The organism is Lelliottia jeotgali (assembly GCF_977070485.1).
On sequence record NZ_CDRVFO010000004.1, the window covers coordinates 25559 to 46419 of the forward strand.

17 protein-coding genes are annotated in these 20861 nt (G+C 60.1%); 13 read left to right on the plus strand and 4 right to left on the minus strand.

The features are described from left to right. The first annotated feature begins 15 nt into the window (after positions 1–15). Positions 16–741, plus strand: coding sequence for a CpsD/CapB family tyrosine-protein kinase (locus tag ACW4TB_RS07275; RefSeq protein WP_196996443.1), 726 nt, complete (start codon positions 16–18; stop codon positions 739–741). Positions 742–807: 66 nt separating this feature from the next. On the opposite strand, the gene galE is transcribed toward ACW4TB_RS07275, so the two are convergent. From galE to ACW4TB_RS07290, 3 genes are all read right to left on the minus strand, one after another. After that, positions 808–1770, minus strand: coding sequence for a UDP-glucose 4-epimerase GalE (galE, locus tag ACW4TB_RS07280; RefSeq protein ID WP_279931070.1), 963 nt, complete (start codon positions 1768–1770; stop codon positions 808–810). Positions 1771–1845: 75 nt separating this feature from the next. Next, positions 1846–4446, minus strand: a complete 2601-nt coding sequence (locus ACW4TB_RS07285; RefSeq protein ID WP_279931072.1) for a glycoside hydrolase 5 family protein — start codon at positions 4444–4446, stop codon at positions 1846–1848. 4 nt (positions 4447–4450) lie between these two features. Continuing rightward, on the minus strand, positions 4451–5977 hold the full coding sequence (locus tag ACW4TB_RS07290; RefSeq protein WP_279931074.1) for an O-antigen ligase family protein: 1527 nt from the start codon (positions 5975–5977) through the stop codon (positions 4451–4453). Positions 5978–6119: 142 nt separating this feature from the next. Here ACW4TB_RS07290 and ACW4TB_RS07295 point away from each other — a divergent pair, with 142 nt between their 5' ends. The 12 genes from ACW4TB_RS07295 (at position 6120) to ACW4TB_RS07350 (ending at position 19899) form a co-directional block, all read left to right on the plus strand. Then, a complete protein-coding gene (locus ACW4TB_RS07295) occupies positions 6120–7448 on the plus strand; it encodes an oligosaccharide flippase family protein (RefSeq protein ID WP_455842947.1) in 1329 nt (442 codons plus the stop codon). 259 nt (positions 7449–7707) lie between these two features. Then, positions 7708–9174, plus strand: a complete 1467-nt coding sequence (locus tag ACW4TB_RS07300; protein WP_254465902.1) for an FAD-dependent oxidoreductase — start codon at positions 7708–7710, stop codon at positions 9172–9174. A 137-nt stretch (positions 9175–9311) separates the two neighbouring features. Beyond that, on the plus strand, positions 9312–9905 hold the full coding sequence (locus tag ACW4TB_RS07305; protein ID WP_455842930.1) for an acyltransferase: 594 nt from the start codon (positions 9312–9314) through the stop codon (positions 9903–9905). Continuing rightward, on the plus strand, positions 9898–10854 hold the full coding sequence (locus ACW4TB_RS07310) for a glycosyltransferase family 2 protein (RefSeq protein ID WP_279931079.1): 957 nt from the start codon (positions 9898–9900) through the stop codon (positions 10852–10854). The genes ACW4TB_RS07305 and ACW4TB_RS07310 overlap by 8 nt, the downstream gene beginning before the upstream one ends. Before the next feature lie 8 nt (positions 10855–10862). Further along, positions 10863–11387 carry a serine O-acetyltransferase gene (locus tag ACW4TB_RS07315; RefSeq protein ID WP_012314759.1) on the plus strand — a complete coding sequence of 175 codons (525 nt, stop codon included), beginning with the start codon at positions 10863–10865 and terminating at the stop codon, positions 11385–11387. Between the two features lie 58 nt (positions 11388–11445). Further along, positions 11446–12423, plus strand: a complete 978-nt coding sequence (locus ACW4TB_RS07320; RefSeq protein WP_012314758.1) for a glycosyltransferase family 2 protein — start codon at positions 11446–11448, stop codon at positions 12421–12423. Positions 12424–12433: 10 nt separating this feature from the next. Beyond that, a complete protein-coding gene (locus ACW4TB_RS07325; protein ID WP_042111504.1) occupies positions 12434–13390 on the plus strand; it encodes a VirK/YbjX family protein in 957 nt (318 codons plus the stop codon). Between the two features lie 79 nt (positions 13391–13469). Further along, positions 13470–14672 carry a glycosyltransferase gene (locus ACW4TB_RS07330; RefSeq protein WP_254465898.1) on the plus strand — a complete coding sequence of 401 codons (1203 nt, stop codon included), beginning with the start codon at positions 13470–13472 and terminating at the stop codon, positions 14670–14672. After that, the gene (locus ACW4TB_RS07335) at positions 14669–15856 is read left to right on the plus strand and encodes a glycosyltransferase family 2 protein (protein ID WP_012314755.1); all 1188 of its coding nucleotides are present in this window, start codon (positions 14669–14671) and stop codon (positions 15854–15856) included. The genes ACW4TB_RS07330 and ACW4TB_RS07335 overlap by 4 nt, the downstream gene beginning before the upstream one ends. Then, on the plus strand, positions 15857–16606 hold the full coding sequence (locus tag ACW4TB_RS07340) for a WecB/TagA/CpsF family glycosyltransferase (RefSeq protein ID WP_279931085.1): 750 nt from the start codon (positions 15857–15859) through the stop codon (positions 16604–16606). 220 nt (positions 16607–16826) lie between these two features. Then, positions 16827–18194: an undecaprenyl-phosphate glucose phosphotransferase gene (locus ACW4TB_RS07345; RefSeq protein ID WP_455842931.1), complete on the plus strand. Its 1368-nt coding sequence runs from the start codon at positions 16827–16829 to the stop codon at positions 18192–18194. A gap of 43 nt (positions 18195–18237) precedes the next feature. After that, positions 18238–19899, plus strand: a complete 1662-nt coding sequence (locus tag ACW4TB_RS07350; RefSeq protein ID WP_279931088.1) for a phosphoethanolamine transferase — start codon at positions 18238–18240, stop codon at positions 19897–19899. Here ACW4TB_RS07350 and ACW4TB_RS07355 read toward each other — a convergent pair whose 3' ends face one another. Next, positions 19900–20853 (minus strand): LysR substrate-binding domain-containing protein, encoded by a 954-nt coding sequence (locus ACW4TB_RS07355; RefSeq protein ID WP_455842932.1) that lies wholly within the window; start codon positions 20851–20853, stop codon positions 19900–19902. Positions 20854–20861 lie beyond the last annotated feature (8 nt).

Genomic DNA, 20861 nt, shown 5'->3' on the forward strand with positions numbered 1-20861 from the left:
CCAAAGGCGCCGCTCGTGTCGGAGCAGCCCGAAGCCTTGGGGCAATTCGATTACGTGCAGACCAAGGTGGTGCCGCTGCGTGCGGAGCATCTGGAACGCAACCGGATCGTCTCCTACAACAAGAACTCGAACATGAGCGGGGCCATCGACCTGCTGCGTACGCAAGTGCTGCAGGCCATGGAAGAAAACGGCTGGCGGACTTTGGCGATTACATCTCCGACACCTGAGGCGGGCAAGACGGTGCTGGCTGTCAACCTGGCCATGAGCATCGCCCATCACACTACCAAGACCGCACTGCTGGTGGACTTCGACCTGCGTCGGCCAAGGGTAGGCAGCAGCCTGGGCCTGCCCATGGACAAAGCGCTGAACGAGCTCCTCAAAGGCGAGGCCTGGCTGGAAGAGGTACTGGTCAACCCGACCTTGCCCCGGTTTGTGGTGCTGCCGACGCGTGAACCGATACCGATGTCTACCGAGATGTTGTCATCGCCCAAGGTCAACAGCCTGATCAGCGACCTGCGCGACCGCTACGACTCGCGTATCTGCATTTTCGATCTGCCACCGCTGTTGAGTTCCGACGATGCATTGACTGTCTTGCCGAAATTCGACTGTGTGCTGCTGGTAGTGGCCAACGGGGTGAACAGCAAGAAGGATATCGAAGATTGCCTGCATCATCTGGCGACGGCGAATTTGATCGGGGCGGTATTGAACAAGGCGGATGAGCAACCGCGGCCTTACTACTGAGCCTTTGATTGCTGATGCACGGAGCTGGCTAGCTATGCTTGCTCCTTGCTTGCTATTGCGCTCACGTTATTGCCAGGGGTACTGAAGCTCCCATTCCCAGGCGTGCCGCACAATCTGCTCCAGTGAATCGAACCGTGGCTGCCATCCCAGCACCCCCCTGGCCCTGGCAGCATCCGCCACCAGCCTGGCCGGGTCGCCATCGCGGCGTGCTGCCTCGATCACGTTGATCGGCTGCCCGGTCACGACCCGGGCGGTATCGATAACTTCCTGCACCGAAAACCCAAGGCCATTGCCCAGGTTGAACGCGGTACTTGCGCCTCCCGCCATCAGGTAGTCCACCGCCAGCGCGTGTGCCGACGCCAGGTCGGCCACATGCACGTAATCACGAATACAGCTGCCGTCGGGTGTGTCGTAATCATGGCCGAACACGGTGATCGCCTCGCGCCGGCCAGAGGCCGCCTGCAGGATCAACGGGATCAGGTGGGTTTCCGGTTCGTGGCATTCACCCAGCGAACCTTCCGGGTCGGCGCCCGCTGCGTTGAAGTAACGCAGGCACACCGACCGCAATCCGTAGGCACGGTCGAAGTCCTGAAGGATCTGCTCCACCATCCACTTGCTGCGCCCATAGGGATTGATCGGCGCCTTGGGGTGCTGCTCATTGATGGGGATGTACTGTGGGTCGCCGTAAACGGCTGCTGTAGAAGAGAAGACCAGGTGCCTGATCCCGGCTCGCACCATGGCATCGAGAAGGTTTAGCGTGGCTGCGACGTTGTTCTGGTAATACTTGCACGGGTCGGTGACCGATTCTGCCACCTGGATGAACGAGGCGAAATGGAAAACGGCATCGAATTGACAGTCGTCGAACAGCGCATCAAGCGCGTGCGCATCAGCGATATCCAGCTCGACCCATTCGATATCAGGGCCGGTGGCCACGGTATCCGCTACCACTACATCATGCCCGGCGGCCAACAGGTGCTTGACCATGTGTGAGCCGATATAGCCTGAACCCCCGACAACCAAGTACTTCATCCAATCCTCCTGGAACAGAAGCAGCGTCGAATGCCTGGAATACAGGTCTGAATTGACTCTAGATGGCGATATGCCCTATTTCAAGAAAAGCCAGTTGGCCATGCTGCGCCCATTGAAACGGATGATGTACCGCCCCTTTTCGTAGGTCGACGCCAACACCTGCTCCTGCCCCTCGGACGTACGGCCGTAGAGTTTCAAGCCTGCTGGCGCCTTGACACTCAGGGTGCCTTCGAGCGGCTCGACGTGAAACGGAGTCATGTCGTCTGGCCGGGGCACGGCACGGGTACCTAGTGAAATCAGCAGGCTGCGCGACTGGTTGAGCGGTTTGGTATCGAGGCTTTGTACCACCACGCTGGCATACGCGGTTTTCAGCTGCAGCTTGATGTCGCCAAGGTCCATGGCCTGGCCACCGAGCCAGCCGGTCGCGGCCTGGGTCGAGGGCGTGTCGATGGTGTAGACGCCCCGTTGCCAGTTGCGCCGCAGTTGCCCGGTATCGGTGACCGACTCGCTGGCGTTGGCATCGAGCAGTGAGTGGTCTGGGTCGTGCAGCACCTGCGCATCGGCCGGTATGGTACTGGCCTGAAGCCACGGCAGTTGCGCCGTCTGGGGCATGGCGATCTGCAGTTGGCCCTTTTCCATGGCGGTGCGCAGCAGCACCGAGCTATTGGGTGTGATCGGCCTGTTGAACAAGGTGTCTGGAGTGGGTGCGAAGACGTAACGGGTTTTCGCCAGCTGCACGTCCTCGCGGCGGTAGAGCAGGGCGGCGGCGGGCAGGGTGGCCATGAGCGCCGGGTCGTTGTAGGCATTCCAGTTGTCTGCGCGGCGCCACTGGCTGAAGAAGGCCTGCTGGCTGTAAGCGTATTGCATGATTGCGTCCCAGCCCTGGTGGCTGGCCGTCGCTGCCACGTACAGCGGCAATGAGTGGCGGTCAGGCAGTGGGAAGGGCTCGGCGTTCCACTCAGTGACCGTCATCGGTAGCCCCACCACCTGAGCGGCGCCGAGCCAGTTGATCATGCCATCGCTGGTCAACGGGTTTTTCTCCAGTTGCCCGATGCCGCCATAGCTGTGGGCATCGATGACGTCACCCGTGGTCAGCGACGGCAGTGAGGACAAGCCGTTGCCGCCCCAGGTGCTGGTGGTGGAGATGGGCACCTTGACCCCGATGTTGCGCAGATCCTTGATCATGTCAGCGAAAACGCGGTGCTCCAGGTCGTTGAGGAACAGCTTGGAGGGGCCGTGCTCCCAGGCACGCCAGGTCTTGTCCGCCGGCAGGTCCTGGCGGGCGGCGAAGGCCTTGGCTTCGTCCATGTATAGCCGGCTGTGGCGGGGCACACCCTTGTCCGGCAATAGCGCGTTGCCAAAGTGCTGGGTGATGTCGTTTTCGTTGGTGAGCAAAATGGCCGCGATTGCCGGATCGTCCTTGTAGGCAAGCCCCGTATAGCGATTGACGTGGGTCATGTAGCGTTCGGCGAAGCGCTTCATTGCCTGGGCAATCGTGACGTTGACGTAGGCATAGCCCTTCACGCCGGCAACGCCTTGCTCTTTGGGCAGTTCATCGAAGGCGTAGATGTTGTCGTTGGCGGTCAGGATGCGTGACACGTTCATGTCGAGCCAGACATACACGCCTTCGTCCTTGAGGCATTTGATCCACCAGTCGATCTTCCTTAGCGCTTCGGCGTCGAGCTGCTCGGTGTTCTTGAGCTGTGTGAGATCGCCGAAGATGTTCGGGCTCACCCACGGGGAGTCGTGGTGGTGCAGCCGTACCAGGTTGAAGCCCAGTGCCGATAGCCGCTTGGCCTGCGCCTTGATTTCATCGTCAGGGGTTTTGAACAGCGCATAAGCCGACAGGTTGGTGCCCCAGAAGCGCGCCGTGGTGTTGTCGGCAAACACCAGTTGTTCACCGGATGCTTTGACGAAACCACGTTTGCCGGCTGGTTTTTCCCCTGCGTTGAGGAACGACAGGTCCACAGGTGAGGTGCGCCAGTCCAGCTGGTCGTCCGGCCATTGCGTGGGGTCGGCCAGGCCGAAGCGTTCGCTGGGAGTGGGGCCTATGGCGATATCCCCGGCAACGGTCAGCACCGCCTTTATTTGTTGGCGGCCAGGCAGAATCGGGTCGGTGTAGAAGAAGGTACGTACCTGGCTGGTATCGCCCCGCTCGAAATAGACCTTGGCCAACGCGGGATCGAAGCGCATTTGCACTCGCGGCCCGCCGCTGTTCTTGCCCCAGGCCCAGCCACGGTTGCCGGGCAAAAGCACCGGGTCGCCCATTTCCCCGGCGATCAGCGCCGGGTCGAAGCGCCAGACGATGCCGCCGCCCATCACATCGGCCTGCTTGCTCTGTGCCTGCAGGTCGAAGTGCCAGGTCAAGGTTTGCACCTGCTCCTTCTGGATATCGGCTTTCAGGTCGAAATCAAGGTCCTTGTTCCGCCCCGTCAAGGTGTAGCGGTAAGGCCCCTCAACCTTGAGTGTCGGGTAGAAGCCCGTCCAGCTCCAGTCTTCACCCCAGAAGTCGAAGCTTGAGACAAAGGCCGGGCCGCCGCCGCGCGTCAGGTTGGGCAGGCCGTTCTGTTCGTCGACGCTGACGACCCAGTCCGAGGCCATGCCGGCCAACGGCAGCATCAGCAGACCAACGAGGGCCGTTGCCCGGGTGATGGGGCGCAATGAAGAGTCGGTCATCGAACTACCTCGGTTGCAGGCTGGCGTTGGCAGGGTCTTCGGCATCGGCAAAAGCGTGCCTGCGGACCATCTGGATGTAGGCGATGCCGAGCCCGGCAATCGACCAGTACACCACCGGGATCACCGTGATGCTGCTGACGGTGAAGATGGTCACCAGAATGCCCAGCAATGTCGCCAGCAGTACACGACCGAGCTGACGGTAAGGGTCATCCTTGTCGGGGAAGGTGCGCAGGGACTTGTTGATACCTTGCAGGACGCAGGCGAAGAACCCCACGAACAGCGCCAGCCCTACCAGGCCGATCCTCAGCGCCAGCCCTATGTAGGTGTTGACGATGTCGATGATGCCTTCGCCCTGGATCATCGATTGCATTTCCGGGGTGTTACGGAAATCGAACGACCCGAACAACGGGTAGCGCTGAATGACGATCCACGAATTGTCGAGCAGTCGCTCGCGGTAGGTAATGTTCTCATTGTCCACGCTGCCGATGAACGGCAGCAGGTCGAGGATCTTTTCGCCGCCGGGCACGATGGTCAGTAGCGGAATGCTCAGCACCCCCGCCAGTGCGAGCAGGGACAGGCGCGTGACTGCGCGCTTGCCCATGGCGATGAACACGACAATCATCACCACCGCGCCCACCCAGGGGCCGCGTGACAGTGGCGCAAACAGGCCGGCGGCCAGCAGCAAGGCTCCGAGGTTGCGCTGCAGCCGGCTGCGCACAAAGCCCTGCACGAACAGAAACAGACCAATCGCAACCGTGATCACATAGCCCAGGGCAATTGCCTGGCCGGCGGTGACGCTGGCGCGCAACGAACCGCCCCGGCTCAGATAGCCCTTCATGCTCCATTGCACACCCAGGGCGTCGAGCAAGGCGTTGTACAGCAGCCAGTGGCGCGCGTACTCAGCGACGGCCAGCAGCGACAGGACCAAAGCGGCAATGACGAAGGCCAGCATCGCGTCCTTGAAGTCGCTCAGCTCCCTCAACCCGCGGCTGGCGACGTAGTAGGGCAGGAACACGTCGACATACAGGTACACCGCCTGGCGCAGGGTATCGGTAATCGTGGTCTCGCGCAGATACAACAGCCCCATCAGCAAGAGGCTGGCGGCCAGCAGCTTGTCGGCCCACAGGCGGCCGAAACGCAGCGTGTCGCTCTGCTTGCTCAGCACCAGTGCGGCGGGGAGCAGCACGCACAGGGTCAGGATGCGCTGATGGTTCAGCTCGATCAGGTAGTTGACCACGCCAAAGCCGGGCACCTCTTTCGACGCGGGCGGAATGACGAACAGCAACAGGAAGAACAGCGCCATGGGGTTGCGCTCGCGGCGCCTGGCCGTGAGCAGGATGACCGCGGCAACGGCTGTGTAGATCCAGTAGCTGTGGGCAAAAAAGGCCACCAGTGTCAACGCGAACCACAGGTTGCGGCGCCGCTTGAAGTCGCTCTCGGCAATCAGGTCCGTTGCCGGGCTGCGTGCGAGAAAGAACACCACGCAAGCCAGGAACAAAATAACGATCAGCGCACGTAAATGTTCGGGCATGGGAGAGGTCACCTGTCCCTGGGTGGATGGGCACTAGCATCATGGCTAATTGAAACTATAGTGACTTCTAGCCATTCAGTCAGAGATTCAAGTCATGCCGTCGATTGATGTGCAAGCACCTGCCAGTCTGCGCAAGCGTGCCATGGGCGCAGGCGCATGGAACCTGGTCTCTCTGGTGGCCTCGCAGGTGCTGCGCCTGGGCGGCAACCTGATCATGGCGCGGATACTGCTGCCGGAAATGTTTGGGGTCATGGTCATTGCCACGACCGTTTCTGTGCTGCTTCACCTGCTGTCCGATGTCGGCCTGCGGCAGAACATCATCCAGAGCCACCGCGGCGACGACCCATTGTTCCTCAACACCGCCTGGACGGTGCAGATCGTGCGCGGCTTTGTGCTGTTCACGCTGACGCTGCTGCTGGCCCTCGGCGCCTGGTGGGCGCAACTGGCCGATCTGTGGCCGGCGCATTCCACCTATGCAGCGCCAGAGCTTCCGTTGGTGCTGGCGGTGACCGGCATTTCTGCGATCATCTGGGGTTTCCAATCCACCAAGATAGACGTCGCGGTCCGCGCCTTTCAGCAAAAGCGCGTGGTGCTGATAGAACTCGCATCGCAGGTCGTCGGGTTGATCACGATGCTGGTGATCGGGTATTTCACCCGGTCCATCTGGTCACTGGTGATTGCCGGCCTGGCATCGGCGCTGTTTGGCACGTTGCTGGGCCATTTCGCCTTGCAAGGCCCGCACAACCGCCTGCAATGGGACCGTGCAGCGCTGACCGAACTGATCGTGTTCGGTCGCTGGATACTGCTGTCTTCGATGGTCGGGGTATTGGCCATGTATGGCGACCGCATCTGGTTCGGCGGCACGATGACGGTGGCGCAGCTTGGGGTGTATTCCATTGCCGTGCTGATTCTTGGGTCGATCCAGACCGGCTTGCTCAAACTGGTTGGGTCAGTGGCGCTTCCGGCCTTCAGCGAGGCTGCCAGGGCCGGTGACCAAGCGCGCCTGAAAAAACTCTATTTCCACTTCAGGCTCCTGGTCGATCTGGTCATGCTGTTCCTGTGTGGCGGATTCCTGACTGCCAGCCCACTGCTGATCGGCTGGATGTACGATGAGCGCTATGCCGACGCAGGCCCAATGCTGGCTATCCTTTCGCTGTCGTTCTTCACCTTGCGCTATACCTTGGCACATCAGCTGTGGATCGCGTTGGGCCATACCAAGTACCAGGCGATGGACAACATCATCCGGCTCGTCTCTTTGTGGACACTGATACCGTTGTTGCTTGCCATTGGCGGAGTGAAGTACGCCATCTGGGGTGCCGCTCTGCATACCTTCCCGACGCTGGCACTGATCGTCTATGTCAATTCCAAGCTGAATATCTGGAGTATGAAGCGTGAACTTATGGTGCTACCGATGATAGCGGTCGGTGCATTGTGTGGGTTCCTGATCACGCGCTTTTTCGAATGGCTCTGAAGCCTTCCCGGCAGGCTGCACATAACGATATCGGGCTGGATAAAATCAACGGCATAGGTCTTGTGATCATGGGGAAGCTACAGTTTCTTGATCGACAACTGGGTCGTCGCAGCTTTCTTCGCAATGGGATGTTACTGGGTGCCGGCGTAGCGGTCTTCGGTACCGGCCCCCGCGTTGTGCGCAAAACTGCGCAACAGGGCGGGTTCGTCTTGATCAACGGGTGGGTCTTGCCTAGCGAATACTTCAAGGACAGTGGAGCATGATCAAGGACTTCCAGGCTGAGAAAACCCTGCGCAAGGCCTACGACGTGTGCATCATCGGTGCCGGCCCGGCCGGCATCACCCTGGCCCTGCAGCTGGCGCAGGCGGGGTGGAGCGTGGTGCTGCTCGAGGGGGGAGGGCGTGAGTATGAACCGCGCTCGCAGGAACTCTACGCGTGCACCTCCACCGGCCTTGAGCTGTATGCCGAACAGACCCGCCTGCGTTACCTGGGCGGCACCTCCAATCATTGGGCAGGCCGTTGTCGCCCTTTCACTGCTTCGGATTTTGCCGTAGCACCGCCTGTCGGCATGCCGGGCTGGCCGATCGACTATGCGCAGATCGAGCGCTATCTGCCGGCGGCCATGGCGATCGTTGACCTGCCGCACGGGGCTGACTTTAAAACCGTGAACGCAGGCCTGAACGGTGGCGAATTCGATGCTGACCGTTTTCTGCTGAGCCCGCCAACACGGTTCGCGCAAAAGTACGCATCGGCGCTCACGCAAACGCCTGGGCTGGAAGTGTTCATCCACTGCAACTGTGTCGATCTCGAATTCGATCAGGCCTCAGGACAGTTGAAGGCCGCGGTAGTGTCCGATTACGACCAGCATCGCGAACGTGTCGTGGCCAATCAGTTCGTCCTGGCGATGGGGGCGATCGAGAATGCAAGGCAATTGCTCAACAGCGCTTCACTGGTGGGTGCGGGCGTGGTGAAAAAGGAGGGCCTTACCGGACGTTGCCTGATGGAGCACCTGAACATCGACTTGGGTACCTTCATACTCAAAGATGGCCTGGGCATCGAGCCACGCCAGTATTACACCACCGATGCATTCGTCGCTGAGTACCATGCCGGCAAGGGCAATGTTTCCGCTACGGTGCTCTCCGATGTGCAAACCTACGGCAGAACGGCCGAGGTCAAATATTTTCTGGAAACCCTGGCGTGTCAATTGGGGGTGGCCAGCAAGATTGAGTTCGTCGCCAAGTTCAGCTGCCCCGGCGATGGCGTCATGACCACGATGATCGAGCAATTCCCGGATGCCCAGAGCCGCATTTCGCTGCTCGACGAAACAGATGAGCTGGGCGTCGCCAAGGTTAATGTCAATTGGGTACTCAGTGCCACCGACAGGCATACCATCAAGTGCATCGGCGCTGAACTGGCCAAGCAGTTCGCCCAGGCAGGGCTCGGTTTCGTCAAGCTCAACGATTTTGTCTATGACACCGAGCTGCCCTTGAAACTGTCGCCCCATGCCCATCACATGGGCACCACACGTATGGCGGCATCCCCTGAGTTCGGCGTGGTCGATGCCGACTGCAAGGTGTTCGGCAGTGAAAACCTCTATGTAGCCGGCAGCAGCATTTTTGCCACAGGCGGCGCCTCGAACCCGACGATGCCGCTGTTGCAGTTCGCACTCAGATTGGCCGACCACCTCGATGCGAAGATGAAAGCGGCCAGTGGAGCAATGGTTTGAAGGGATCAGCAATGTGGGGAAAGGGTTGAGCGCGATACGGTCAGCATAAAGAAGAACGAGACCGGTTCGCCTCAGGGACAGTCCAGGACCGCTTGACGTGCGAGGGTAGCAGAATGATTGGATGGATACGCAATGCCATGACGCAGTATGTCCACTCAACAGGAAGGGGAGGTTCGGCTTACAAGAAATTCTGCAACCCTACGCCCTTGGAGTGGGGCACCTACCTGGCACGGTGGGGCAAATTCCACTCGGTGGGCAACAATGTCTATATCAACTGCGGCTGCAATGTTACCGACCCCACTCTGGTGCGCATCGGCAGCAATGTGGGCCTGTCGGACTGTACCTTGATCGGCCACGACGGTGTGGTTGCGCTGATCGAGATCTGTTACGGCAAGCACCTGGATTCGGTTGGCTACATCGACATCAAGGACAACTGTTTTGTCGGGCATGGCGCGATCGTCATGCCGCGCGTGACCATCGGGCCCGACTCGGTGGTTGCTGCCGGGGCTGTCGTCACCAAGGATGTACCGCCCGGTACGGTAGTCGGAGGCAACCCGGCCAAAGTCATCTGTACGACTGAAGAACTGATCAACCGGGTCGAGGCGCGCTGCAATGCCTACCCCTGGATAGAGACGGTCAAGCAACGCAAAGGCGCTTACGACCCGACGGTGGAACCTGCACTGGCACGCCAACGCAGCGAATATTTCTTCGGAGACGGCAGCAATGGATAGTAAACCCGTCGACGTGATGGTCGTTAACTTCAATACCGCATCGTTGCTGCAGCCGATGTTCGATGCGCTGCGCCAGGCCGGGAGTGAACGGCTGGCCAGCTATCTGGTAGTTGACAACGCATCCGTCGACGATTCGGTGCAGCGTCTGGCCGAGGTCTGCCCGGAAGCTGTGCTGCTGAGCAACACGCATAATGTCGGTTTTGGCCGCGCCAACAATCAGTTGCTGGCGCACCTGCAGGGCAGGTACGCGCTGCTGCTCAACACCGACGCCTTCGTCGCTGCCGACAGCCTGCAAAAAACCGTCGATTACATGGACGCGCACCCGGACTGCGGCGTTCTGGGCGTCCGCCTGGTGGGGCGCGACGGTGACCTGCAACCCAGTTGCCGTTACTTCCCCACGCCCCTGAATGTGTTTGTCGCGCGTACCGGGCTTGGGCGCTTTTTCCCAGGGCTGAAGATGGTCGATGAGATGGCCTGGGACCATGCCTCGGTGCGTGAATGTGACTGGCTACCGGGCTGCTTCTACCTGGTGCGTCGTGAAGTGCTCGATCAGGTAGGCCTGTTCGACCCGCGCTACTTTCTTTATTACGAGGAGGTCGACCATTGCAAGCGGGTGAAGGATGCCGGTTGGAAGGTGGTGTTCTACCCACATACTACCGTCGTGCACATCGGCGGGGAGAGCTCCAAGTCGGTCGCCGAACTGGAGGCCGCGAGCCGGCAGATCTCCAGCTACCAGATCGAGAGTGAGCTGCTGTACTTTCGCAAGCATCATGGCGTGTCGGGCTTGATCCTGCACATGCTGCTGGTGAGCCTGGGTGACCTGGTACTGGCGCTCAAGGCATTGCTCAAGGGGCGAGGCTGGGGCGCGATCAAGGCCTGTTGGCTGCACACGCGCGCCACCTGGTCACTGTTGTTCAAGACCCAGTTTGCCAGCCAACCCACACGGTAGGTGAAGCCATGTTCCAGAACATACGCGCGGACTTGCGTGCACACGGTGGAGATTGGGGTGCCCAGGGCTTCTGGGTGCTGGTGGTCTATCGTTTTGGCCGCTGGCGCTACGGCGTGCGGCCGGCACTTTTGCGCAAACTGCTGTCGTTTGTCTACAAGGTGCTGTTCAAGTTCGTGCAAATCATCACCGGTGTCGAGTTACCGTGTGAAGTGGTGATCGGTCGCAACTTCGTCATCGATCATTTCGGCGGCATCGTCATAAGCGGCTATGCGCGTTTCGGCGACGACTGTCGGATTCGCAATGGTGTGGTGGTCGGCCTGAAGAACGTCAATGAACCGATTGCTCCGGTCTTTGGCAACAACGTCGATATCGGCGCCGGGGCCAAGGTGCTGGGCAACATTCGCATCGGCAACAACGTCGCCATCGGCTCCAACGCTGTGGTGTTGATCGACGTGCCGGACAATTCACTGGCTGTGGGCGTGCCTGCGACCATCAAGGCCCGAAAACCCAGCGAAGCGATGGAGTTCACATGAGCCAGGCAATGGCTGACCGTACCCGGGGTGGTTTCATCAAGCGCAGCGAGTGAGGTCCATGGTGACAGGCATTGGCGTGGTGGTTATCGGCCGTAACGAAGGCCTTCGTCTGGAGCGCTGCCTGGCGTCGCTGGTGGGTCGTGCGGACAAGGTGGTGTACGTGGACTCAGGTTCCACGGATGGCTCTGTGCAACGGGCATCGGCCTTGGGCGTCGAGGTGCTGACGCTGGACCTGACCATACCTTTTACGGCCGCGCGGGCACGCAACGAGGGCTTTGCCTGCCTGCAAAAGGCCCTGCCTGCAGTACGCCATGTGCAGTTCGTCGATGGCGATTGCGAAGTGGATGCCGGCTGGATCGACACGGCGCAAGCCTTTCTCGACGCCCACCCGCAGGTGGCGGTGGTGTGTGGGCGGCGCCGCGAGCGCTTTCCCCAGCACTCTATCTACAACTGGCTGTGTGATCTGGAATGGGACACACCGCTGGGCGAAACCAAGGCCTGTGGCGGTGATGCGCTCATGCGTGTCGATGCCTTCGTGGCCGTCGCTGGTTATCGCTCTGCACTGATCGCCGGGGAAGAGCCCGAACTGTGCGTGCGCCTGAGGGCGGCCGGCTGGAAGGTTTGGCGCCTGGCTGCTGAAATGACCTTGCACGATGCAGCCATGACGCGCTTCGGCCAGTGGTGGAGGCGCAGCGTACGCGCAGGTTACGCATATGCCGAGGGCGCCTCCCTGCATGGGGCGCCGCCGGAGCGGCATTGGCTGCGTGAGTCGCGCCGTGCCTGGTTGTGGGGCCTGGGCATTCCACTGCTGGTTGCGCTCGCAAGCTTCTGGGTGGGCCTGTGGGCACTGTTGCTGCTGCTGGCCTACCCGTTGCAGATGCTGCGTCTGGCGCGCCGTGGCGGCAGGTCGGCGCGTGAAAACGCAGCACAGGCGGTATTTCTGGTGCTGGGAAAATTCCCGGAGATGCTGGGTCAGATGAGGTTTGTGCTGAACAGGTACACAGCCGGCAACCCCGCGTTGATCGAGTACAAATGAGATGCCTAAGATGCTCGGATCGTTAGCCAAAAGCGTACTCACCTTGCAACCCGGCTACTCGCTGCGGGCGCTCAACAACAAGTACAAGCTGGCCGCAGCGATGATCAGGCAGTGGCCGGACTTGCGCTCGTTCATGCAGCGCATGTCAGGTGCGCTGGGCAACGAGCGCTTCGCCAGGCTGGGCGTGGACTGCATCGGGGTGGTGCAGTGGCCCTACATCAGTAAATGCTGGGACGCCCGTGAACGGCTCGATGTGGTGGCATCGCACTATGAGGTCGTCGCCAGGCAGTTCCCGGCGTTGTTGCTGTTGGGGCGCGAGGAAAGCAGAGCGGTCTGTGACCTGTCCGCCTACTCCAAAGAGTGCACCCTGGTGCTGGATCGGCCCATCTGGTTCAAGCGTGAAGGGGAGTTGGTGATCAACCTGTTCCAAGGTGACCTGCGTGTGGCGTCACTGGCGTTCACGCTGTGCCGCACTGAGGGCGAACTGTGCCTGTTCATTGGTGCTGTGCAGGGCATCCATAAAGGCATCGACAGCGAAACCTCGCTGGACATCTACCGCGACCTGACCAAGGATTTCGAAGGGTTGCGCCCCAGAAGCTTTCTGCTCGAAGCCCTCAAGTGCCTGGCCAGAACGGCCGGGGTCGCCCGCATCTATGCTGTCGGCGATCAGTGCCGGCACCACCGTCACCCGTATTTCGGGGTTGAGAAGGCTCAAGACCTGGCAGCCAACTATGATGTGATATGGCAGGAGAGCGGTGCCGAAACGTCGGCGCGCGAGGACTTCTTTGCGATCCCCCTGGCGGCTGCCAAGCGTAATCCGGAGGACATCGCGCCGAAGAAACGGGCCATGTACCGACGGCGCAACGCGTTACTGGACGACGTTTTCGCCAAGTTAGAAGCAGCACTGCCCGGCACCGTCGCGCAAAAAGAGCTGCCGTTGCATCCTCAGCTAGCCTGTAGTCAGTGAGCCACAGCATGAGGTAAAGGTCAGGGCGTCGCCGAAGCGGCCCGACCCTATCAGTAAACGGATTTCGATTTGGGGGCGTATGCGCATTGCTTATTTCATCAACCAGTATCCCAAGGTCAGTCACAGCTTCATTCGTCGCGAAATTCTGGCGCTCGAACGTCAAGGCATGGAGGTTCAACGCATCGCCCTGCGGGGCTGGGACGCCGAGTTGCAGGACGATGAAGACATCGCCGAGCGGGCTAAGACCCGCTACGTGCTGCAAGGGGGTGTCAAGAGCCTGCTCAAGCCGATGCTGCAGGTAGCTCGCGGCGAGCCGCGGCGTTTTATGTCAGCGTTGCGCCTGGCGTTGCGCATGGGGGTGCGCGCCGATCGACCCTGGCCCTATCATCTGGTCTACCTGGCTGAAGCTTGCCGTGTCGTGCAGTGGTTGCAAGGTGCTGCTGCTGAGCACGTGCACGCGCATTTCGGCACCAACTCCACCGAAGTGGTCATGCTGGCCAACGCGCTTGGTGGTCCCCGCTACAGCTTCACCGTGCATGGCCCGGAGGAGTTCGACAAGCCGCAATTCCTGCACATGGGGGAGAAGGTCCGCCGCGCAGCATTCGTCGCTGCGGTGAGCTCATACGGGCGCAGCCAGTTGTTTCGCTGGGTGGCGCATGAGCACTGGGTCAAGGTGAAGGTGGTGCATTGCGGCCTGGAGCGCAGTTTCCATGAAGGCTCGGCCGTTGCGCCCCCGGCAACGCCGCGGCTGGTGTGCGTAGGGCGCCTGTGCGAGCAGAAGGGCCAGCTGCTGTTGCTCGAAGCAGCCAGGATTTTGCTGGCCCAAGGCGTGGCGTTCGAAATGGTGCTGGCCGGCGATGGTGAAATGCGTGAGCAGATCGACGCGTTGATCGCCCGCCATGGCTTGCAGGCACAGGTGCGCGTAACCGGCTGGATCAGCAGCGCTCAGGTACGTGAAGAAATCCTTGCTGCCCGCGCGCTGGTGCTACCGAGTTTCGCCGAAGGGTTGCCTGTGGTCATCATGGAGGCCATGGCCCTTCGCCGCCCGGTACTGACCACCTATGTGGCCGGCATACCCGAGTTGGTTCGGCAAGGGGAGAACGGTTGGCTGTTCCCGGCAGGCGAAGTGCAGGAGCTGGCCGCAGCCATGGCCGATTGCCTTTCGCAACCTGCGCAAACCCTGCAGCGGATGGGGCAAGCTGCTTACGAGCGCGTGCTCCAGCGTCATGATATCGATATCGAAGCGGCCAGGCTGGTTCGCTATTTCAAGGCAATTGCATGATTACTTTATTGAGTTGGCTGCTGGGCATCGTGGCACTGCTTGTGCTCCTGCCGGTACTGGTGCTGTTGGTCCAGGTGTTGTTGGCCTGCCTGCCGGCGCGGCCTGTGCCTCAGCTCAAGGGCACACGGCCACGGGTGGCGGTGTTGGTACCGGCGCATAACGAGGCGCTGGTCATCGCGTCTGCACTTGCGACCATCGGCGCGCAATTGCGCGAGGGCGACCAATTGCTGGTGGTGGCGGACAACTGCACCGACGATACCGCCGCATTGGCGCGTGCTGCCGGTGCACAGGTGATCGAGCGTCAGGACGCGCACCTGCGTGGCAAGGGCTATGCGCTGGACTACGGTGTACGGCATCTGGCGCACAACCCGCCGCAGGTGGTGCTGATCATCGACGCCGATTGCCAGGTGAGTGCCGGTGCCGTCGAGCGCTTGGCACACTGTTGCATCGAGTCAGGCCGGCCTGTGCAGTCTCTGTACCTGATGCATGCGCCTGCAGGCGCCGGGCTGAAAGTGCAGGTCGCCGAATTCGCCTGGCGCGTGAAGAATCTCGTGCGCCCGCGTGGCTGGGCTCGGGCAGGCTTGCCGTGCCAGTTGATGGGGGCGGGCATGGCGTTCAGTTGGCAGGATGTGACAGCCGCCAACCTGGCGACCGGCCATCTGGTCGAAGACATCAAACTGGGCCTGGAGCTGTGCCGCGATGGTAAACCTCCGCTGTTCTGCCCGGCTGCCATTGTCACCAGCCAGTTCCCGACCAGCCAGGAAGGCCTCACCAGCCAGCGCACCCGCTGGGAACATGGCCATCTGGGCCTGCTGCTGACGGAGGGCCCCGGTTTGATCCGCCGCTCGCTGGCGCAGGGTAACTGGCCTTTGCTGGCCATGGCCGTGGACCTGCTGGTTCCGCCGCTGGCGTTGCTGGCATTGGCCATGATGGTGGTCTTCAGCGTGGCATGGCTGGCATTTCTGTTCTTCGGCATTTTACTGCCGGCAGTGCTTGCCACCGTCAATCTTGCGCTGTTAGGGACCGCAGTATTGTTGGCCTGGTGGCGCTTCTCGCGTGAGGTGATCCCGTTTTCCGTATTGCTGTATGCCCCGTTCTACGCGGCGAAGAAGATTCCCCTGTACCTCGGTTTTCTGCTCAAGCGCCAGGTTGAATGGGTGCGCTCGAAACGGGATGACAACTGAATGGACGCATGGCCCTGGTTGCAACGCTGGAAAACTATCATCGGCAAGCTGCGCGTGGTCGAGGACGCAGCTGATGAGCAGAATGTGCTGCAGGCACTTAGCGCTCCGCGAACGGCAACGGTGCTCGGTTTCGTCAATGCCCACGCCATGAATCTGGTGGCTGCCAACCCCGACTATTGCACGGCGCTGGCGGCAGCGGACGTGCTGCTGCGCGACGGGTCCGGCATCGCGATACTGTATCGGCGCCTGGGGCTGGCGCCCGGGCTGAACATGAACGGCACTGATTTCATTCCCGAGTTGCTCGCTGCGTTCAATGGCAGGCGGGTAGCGTTCTGGGGCACCCAGGAGCCGTATCTGAGCCAGGCAGCGGAACGGGGCGAAGCGCTTTACGGGGTAAACGTCGTGTCGCTGCATAACGGTTTTGCCAGTATCGACACCTACATTGATCTGGCGCAGCAGCAGCAACCGGAGCTGATCGTGCTGGGCATGGGCATGCCCAAGCAGGAGAACGTTGCGGCCCGCCTGGCTGAATTGGGCAGGCCCTGCCTGATCGTCTGCGGCGGAGCGATCCTGGACTTCATGGGCGGCAAGGTCACCCGGGCGCCGGACTGGTTACGCCGGTTGGGCGGCGAATGGGTGTACAGGCTGATCAGGGAGCCCAAGCGGCTGTTCGTGCGCTATGTGGTCGGCAATCCACTGTTCCTGCTGCGGGCGCTGCTGTGCAGCAAAGCGACCCTGCAAGCACCGTAAGCGAGGAGGATTCATCCCCGCACAGGCTGCCGGGTACTGCTACAGTGATATCAAGCGGCGTGGGGTGGCGTGGCAGCAATCTAATGATTTGGTATTGAACCTAAGGTGGGTTTTATCGCACGGGTGTAATGGCGACGCGTGGGTCACGCACATAAAAAGAGGCCTCATAATGGTATTCGAGCCTAGAAGCAGCCGTTCCTTGCTCCAGCGAAGAAGTAGCGTGAGTAACGCCATTCAAGCCGGCCTCGACGGTGTAGCGGTCACCAGTGTTGCGTGGTACCTGATTTACGATCAGTTTGGTTATATTACGTCAGACTACGTCATCATGCTGCTGCTGCTGATCGGTGCGCTGGCCGTCATTTATGACCACTATGCCATTTATCGAAGTAACGTTGGCCTGTCCGTCAAAGCCTTCAGGCTGTTCAAGGCGTGGTCCGCGACGTTTTGTTTTCTGGTGGTTATCGCTTTTCTTACCAAACAAAGCGAAACGTATTCGCGGCTGTTGGTGGGGCAGTTGTTTATATTTGGTTACGCTGTGCAGTTGCTGTTGCATATTGTGGTGCGCGAATTGCAAAAGCGTTTTACTGCCCATGCTCGCCAGGACAATGCGTTGATTATCGGCGGGGGCGACCTGGCAAACTTCCTCTACCAGAAAATCAGCAATAACCCCTGGTTCGGTGAGCGGGTGGTGGGTTGTGTGCTGATCGATGAACAGCTCGACGGGCAGGACACTGCAGATGCAAAATTGCGCTTGCCGGTATTGGGCCGTATTGCCGACCTGGACGAGATCATCGCCAAGCAGGCTATTCGAACGGTGTATCTGGTGACGCCGCTCGGCGGCTCTGAGCTGATCAACGATGTCTACCTGAAACTCTTGGACAAGTGCATTGCAGTGAATTGGGTGCCCGACATTTTCTCGCTGCGCCTGATCAACCATAGCGTCCGTGAAATTGCCGGAATTCCGGTGCTGACGTTATCTGAAACCCCGCTCACGGGCATGAGTCTGTTTCTGAAGAACCTCGAAGACCGTGTGCTGGCCGCGTTCATTCTGCTTTGTGCGTCGCCGGTACTGCTGGTGGTCGCCGCCATCATCAAACTCGACAGCCCCGGGCCGGTATTCTTCCGCCAGGAACGTACCGGCTGGACAGGGGAGTCTTTTCGCATCTGGAAGTTTCGCAGCATGCGCGTTGACCAGCCCGACAGTGGTGTGGTCCAGCAGGCGCAAAAGAATGACCCCAGGCTGACCCGAGTCGGCGCCTTCATCCGGCGCACCAGCCTGGATGAATTGCCGCAGCTTTTCAATGTATTGACGGGCGAGATGTCGCTTGTGGGCCCTCGCCCGCATGCGTTGCAACACGACACACTGTACTCCCAGGACATCGTCGATTATTTCGCTCGCCACAACATCAAGCCCGGCATGACGGGCTTGGCACAGGTACGCGGCTACCGTGGGGAAACCAAGGACATCGAACAGATGATCCAGCGGGTGAACTCGGACATCGAGTACATTAACAACTGGTCGCTCTGGCTCGACTTCGTGATTCTGGTACGAACGCTCAATGCCTTTACCGGCAAGCAGGCTTATTGAAGGCCGGTACCCGACCGCGCGCCATCCAGAGGGGCTGTGATCAATGAAAACCTTTTCCCGGCTGGGCGGTGTTGCGTCGAGGGTAGCGAAGGCAGAGTGGCCGATTCTCCTTTTATGGTCGTTTCTGCTGTCGCCGTTGTTCGTAAGGTTACTGGCCGAGTGCAATTGCTCGAAAACAGATTTGCTGGTTATCTATACGTTTGCCATTTCACTGTTATGGCTGCTGGCCACGCGTTTCGTTTCAGCCAATCAATTCAAGGTTCATCTTCTGTTGTTGCCATTTTATCTGGCGGCCAGCGTGGACCTGTTTCTGGTGTTGAACTTCGGTTCACGCTTGACGGCGGCCTATCTTTTTATCGGGCTGACCAATTACAAAGAGGCTACCGATTTCCTGAGCACCTACTGGTATTCGATCAGTGCGGTGCTGCTGATATTCGTGCTGTGCTATGGCGTTGGGTTGGCAGGATTGCGCAGGCGTACGTTTTACCAAAGCAAGGTGATTTTCAGTTTGACGATAAGTGCCTTGGTGTTGGGGTATGGCGCCTATTTTTATAAAACCGTGAAGCTCAACTCGCTGGGCAAGAGTGCTGTCCTGGACTTGGCTGCGAAGGATCAAAGTACCCCTGTGGGTTATTTGTCGCAAATCGGGTTGACGGTAACGTTGTATGCCGAGTCGAAGCGCTATATCAAACAGCGCCTGGAGTCCGAGGTAAAAATAACTGCAGTATCGGACGCCGCTGACGTAGAGACCCTCGTGTTCGTCATCGGCGAGTCTTCACGGCCACATAACTGGTCGCTCTATGGTTACCACCATCCCACGACGCCGAACCTTGACAAAGAGGCGGGGGTGTTCAAGTTCAACAGCATGTGCACCACGGCGCCGCATACGTCGGTCGCGGTGCCCTCAATGCTGAGCCTGGAGCCGATCAGGCACTGGGATCTGATCGCCTCGACCAAGTCGCTGGTTGGCATCTACCGCGCTGCCGGCTACAAGACGTACTGGCTATCTTCCCAGGAAGTCGACAGTTTTGGCGGGATCATTCCGCAAATTGCTGCCGAGGCCCAGAACCGCCAGTACTTTGAGCGCAGCTACGACGGTGCATTGATGTCGGCCTACGAAGACATCGTCCAGCAAGGCGGCATGCAAAAACAGGCGATCTTTATTCATATCAAGGGCAGCCATTTCGATTACGCTCGCCGCTACCCGCGTGAGTTCGGCAAATTCATGCCTGCGACCGACAGCGCGAAGGACCGGATCACCGCAGATTACGACAACTCGATCTTGTACACCGATTGGCTGTTGGGGAAGATCATCGATCGACTCAAAAGCAGTCAGCGCAAGGCACTGTTGGTCTATTCGTCTGACCATGGCGAGAATTTGCTGGATGACAGCCGCGGTCTGTTAGGCCATGGCATGGGCAATGAGTACGACCTTTCGGTTGCGGCGTTTTTCTGGGCTTCCGGCAGCCTGCTGCAGCGGCAGGCGCAAGCGCTGCAAAAGCTCAAACAGAGGGAAGGGCAGACCATCAGCATTTCCTCCCTACCGCATACGCTGTTGAACATCACTGGCATTTCCATGCCGGGTTATGACAGTGCCCAAGACCTGTTGAGCGACAACTTTGTCTCGTCCAAATGCCCACATTTGCTGGCCGGTGAGTACGTTCCCTCGTTTGATTTCGATGTGAAGCGCCTTGCAGTCGAATGATTACGAGGGTGTACGGGTGGTCGCGGTACGGGCTTGAACAGGGTGCTGCATGAGGAAGCTTTTGGCCTCTTCCACCAGCCAGTCGTGCACCGCACGAGCGCCCGGCTGGTTCAGCCCGCCTGGTGGGTAATGCACTACATAGCGCTTGTGATTGGCGATTGGCACACCGAACGGCACGATCAATGCGCCCCGTTCCAGTTCATCATTGAGTAAGGTGCGTCGGGCTATGGCCACGCCGATCCCGGCAATTGCTGCTTCTATCGTCAGGTGATTGCGGTTGAAGGTATGCCCCCGGCGCACATCCAGCCGTGGCGCACCAATGCCCTCCAGGTAGAACTCCCATTCGGCAAAGTCCGAACTGCCGCGCCAGGCAGTGATGTCGTGCAACAGTGGATAGTGGGCAAGGTCCGCAGGCCCGTGCAGTGGCGGGCGGCCGCGCAGCAGGGCTGGCGAGCAGACGGGGAAGATCTGTTCGTCCAGCAGCGGCGTCGAGAGCATGCCCGGGTAGCTGCCATCATTCAGGTCAATGGCCAGGTCGAAGTCGCCCGGGTTCAGCGCCTGCGCACTGTCTTCGGCCACCAGGCGCAATTCGATATCCGGATACCGCTGCTGGAAGCGCGGCAGGCGCGGTGTCAGCCACTTGGCCAGGAATGAGGGAATCGAGCGTACGCGCAAGGTGCCGCGGATCTCCCCTGCATCCAGGCGCAGCAGTTCTGCTTCGATGCTGCCGTAGGCCTCGGCCACGGTCTGCGCCAGGCGCTGCCCCTCGGCGCTCAGCTCCACTCCGCGTGCCCGGCGCAGGAACAGGCGGTAGCCAAGGCGCTCTTCCAGCTGCCGCATCTGCTGGCTGACTGCGCCGGGGGTGATGTGCAGTTCCTCGGCGCAGCGGGTGAAGGAGAGGTGCCGGGCCGCGCAGGAAAAAACATGCAGCCAGACGAAAATCTGGCCATTCATTTGTCGTC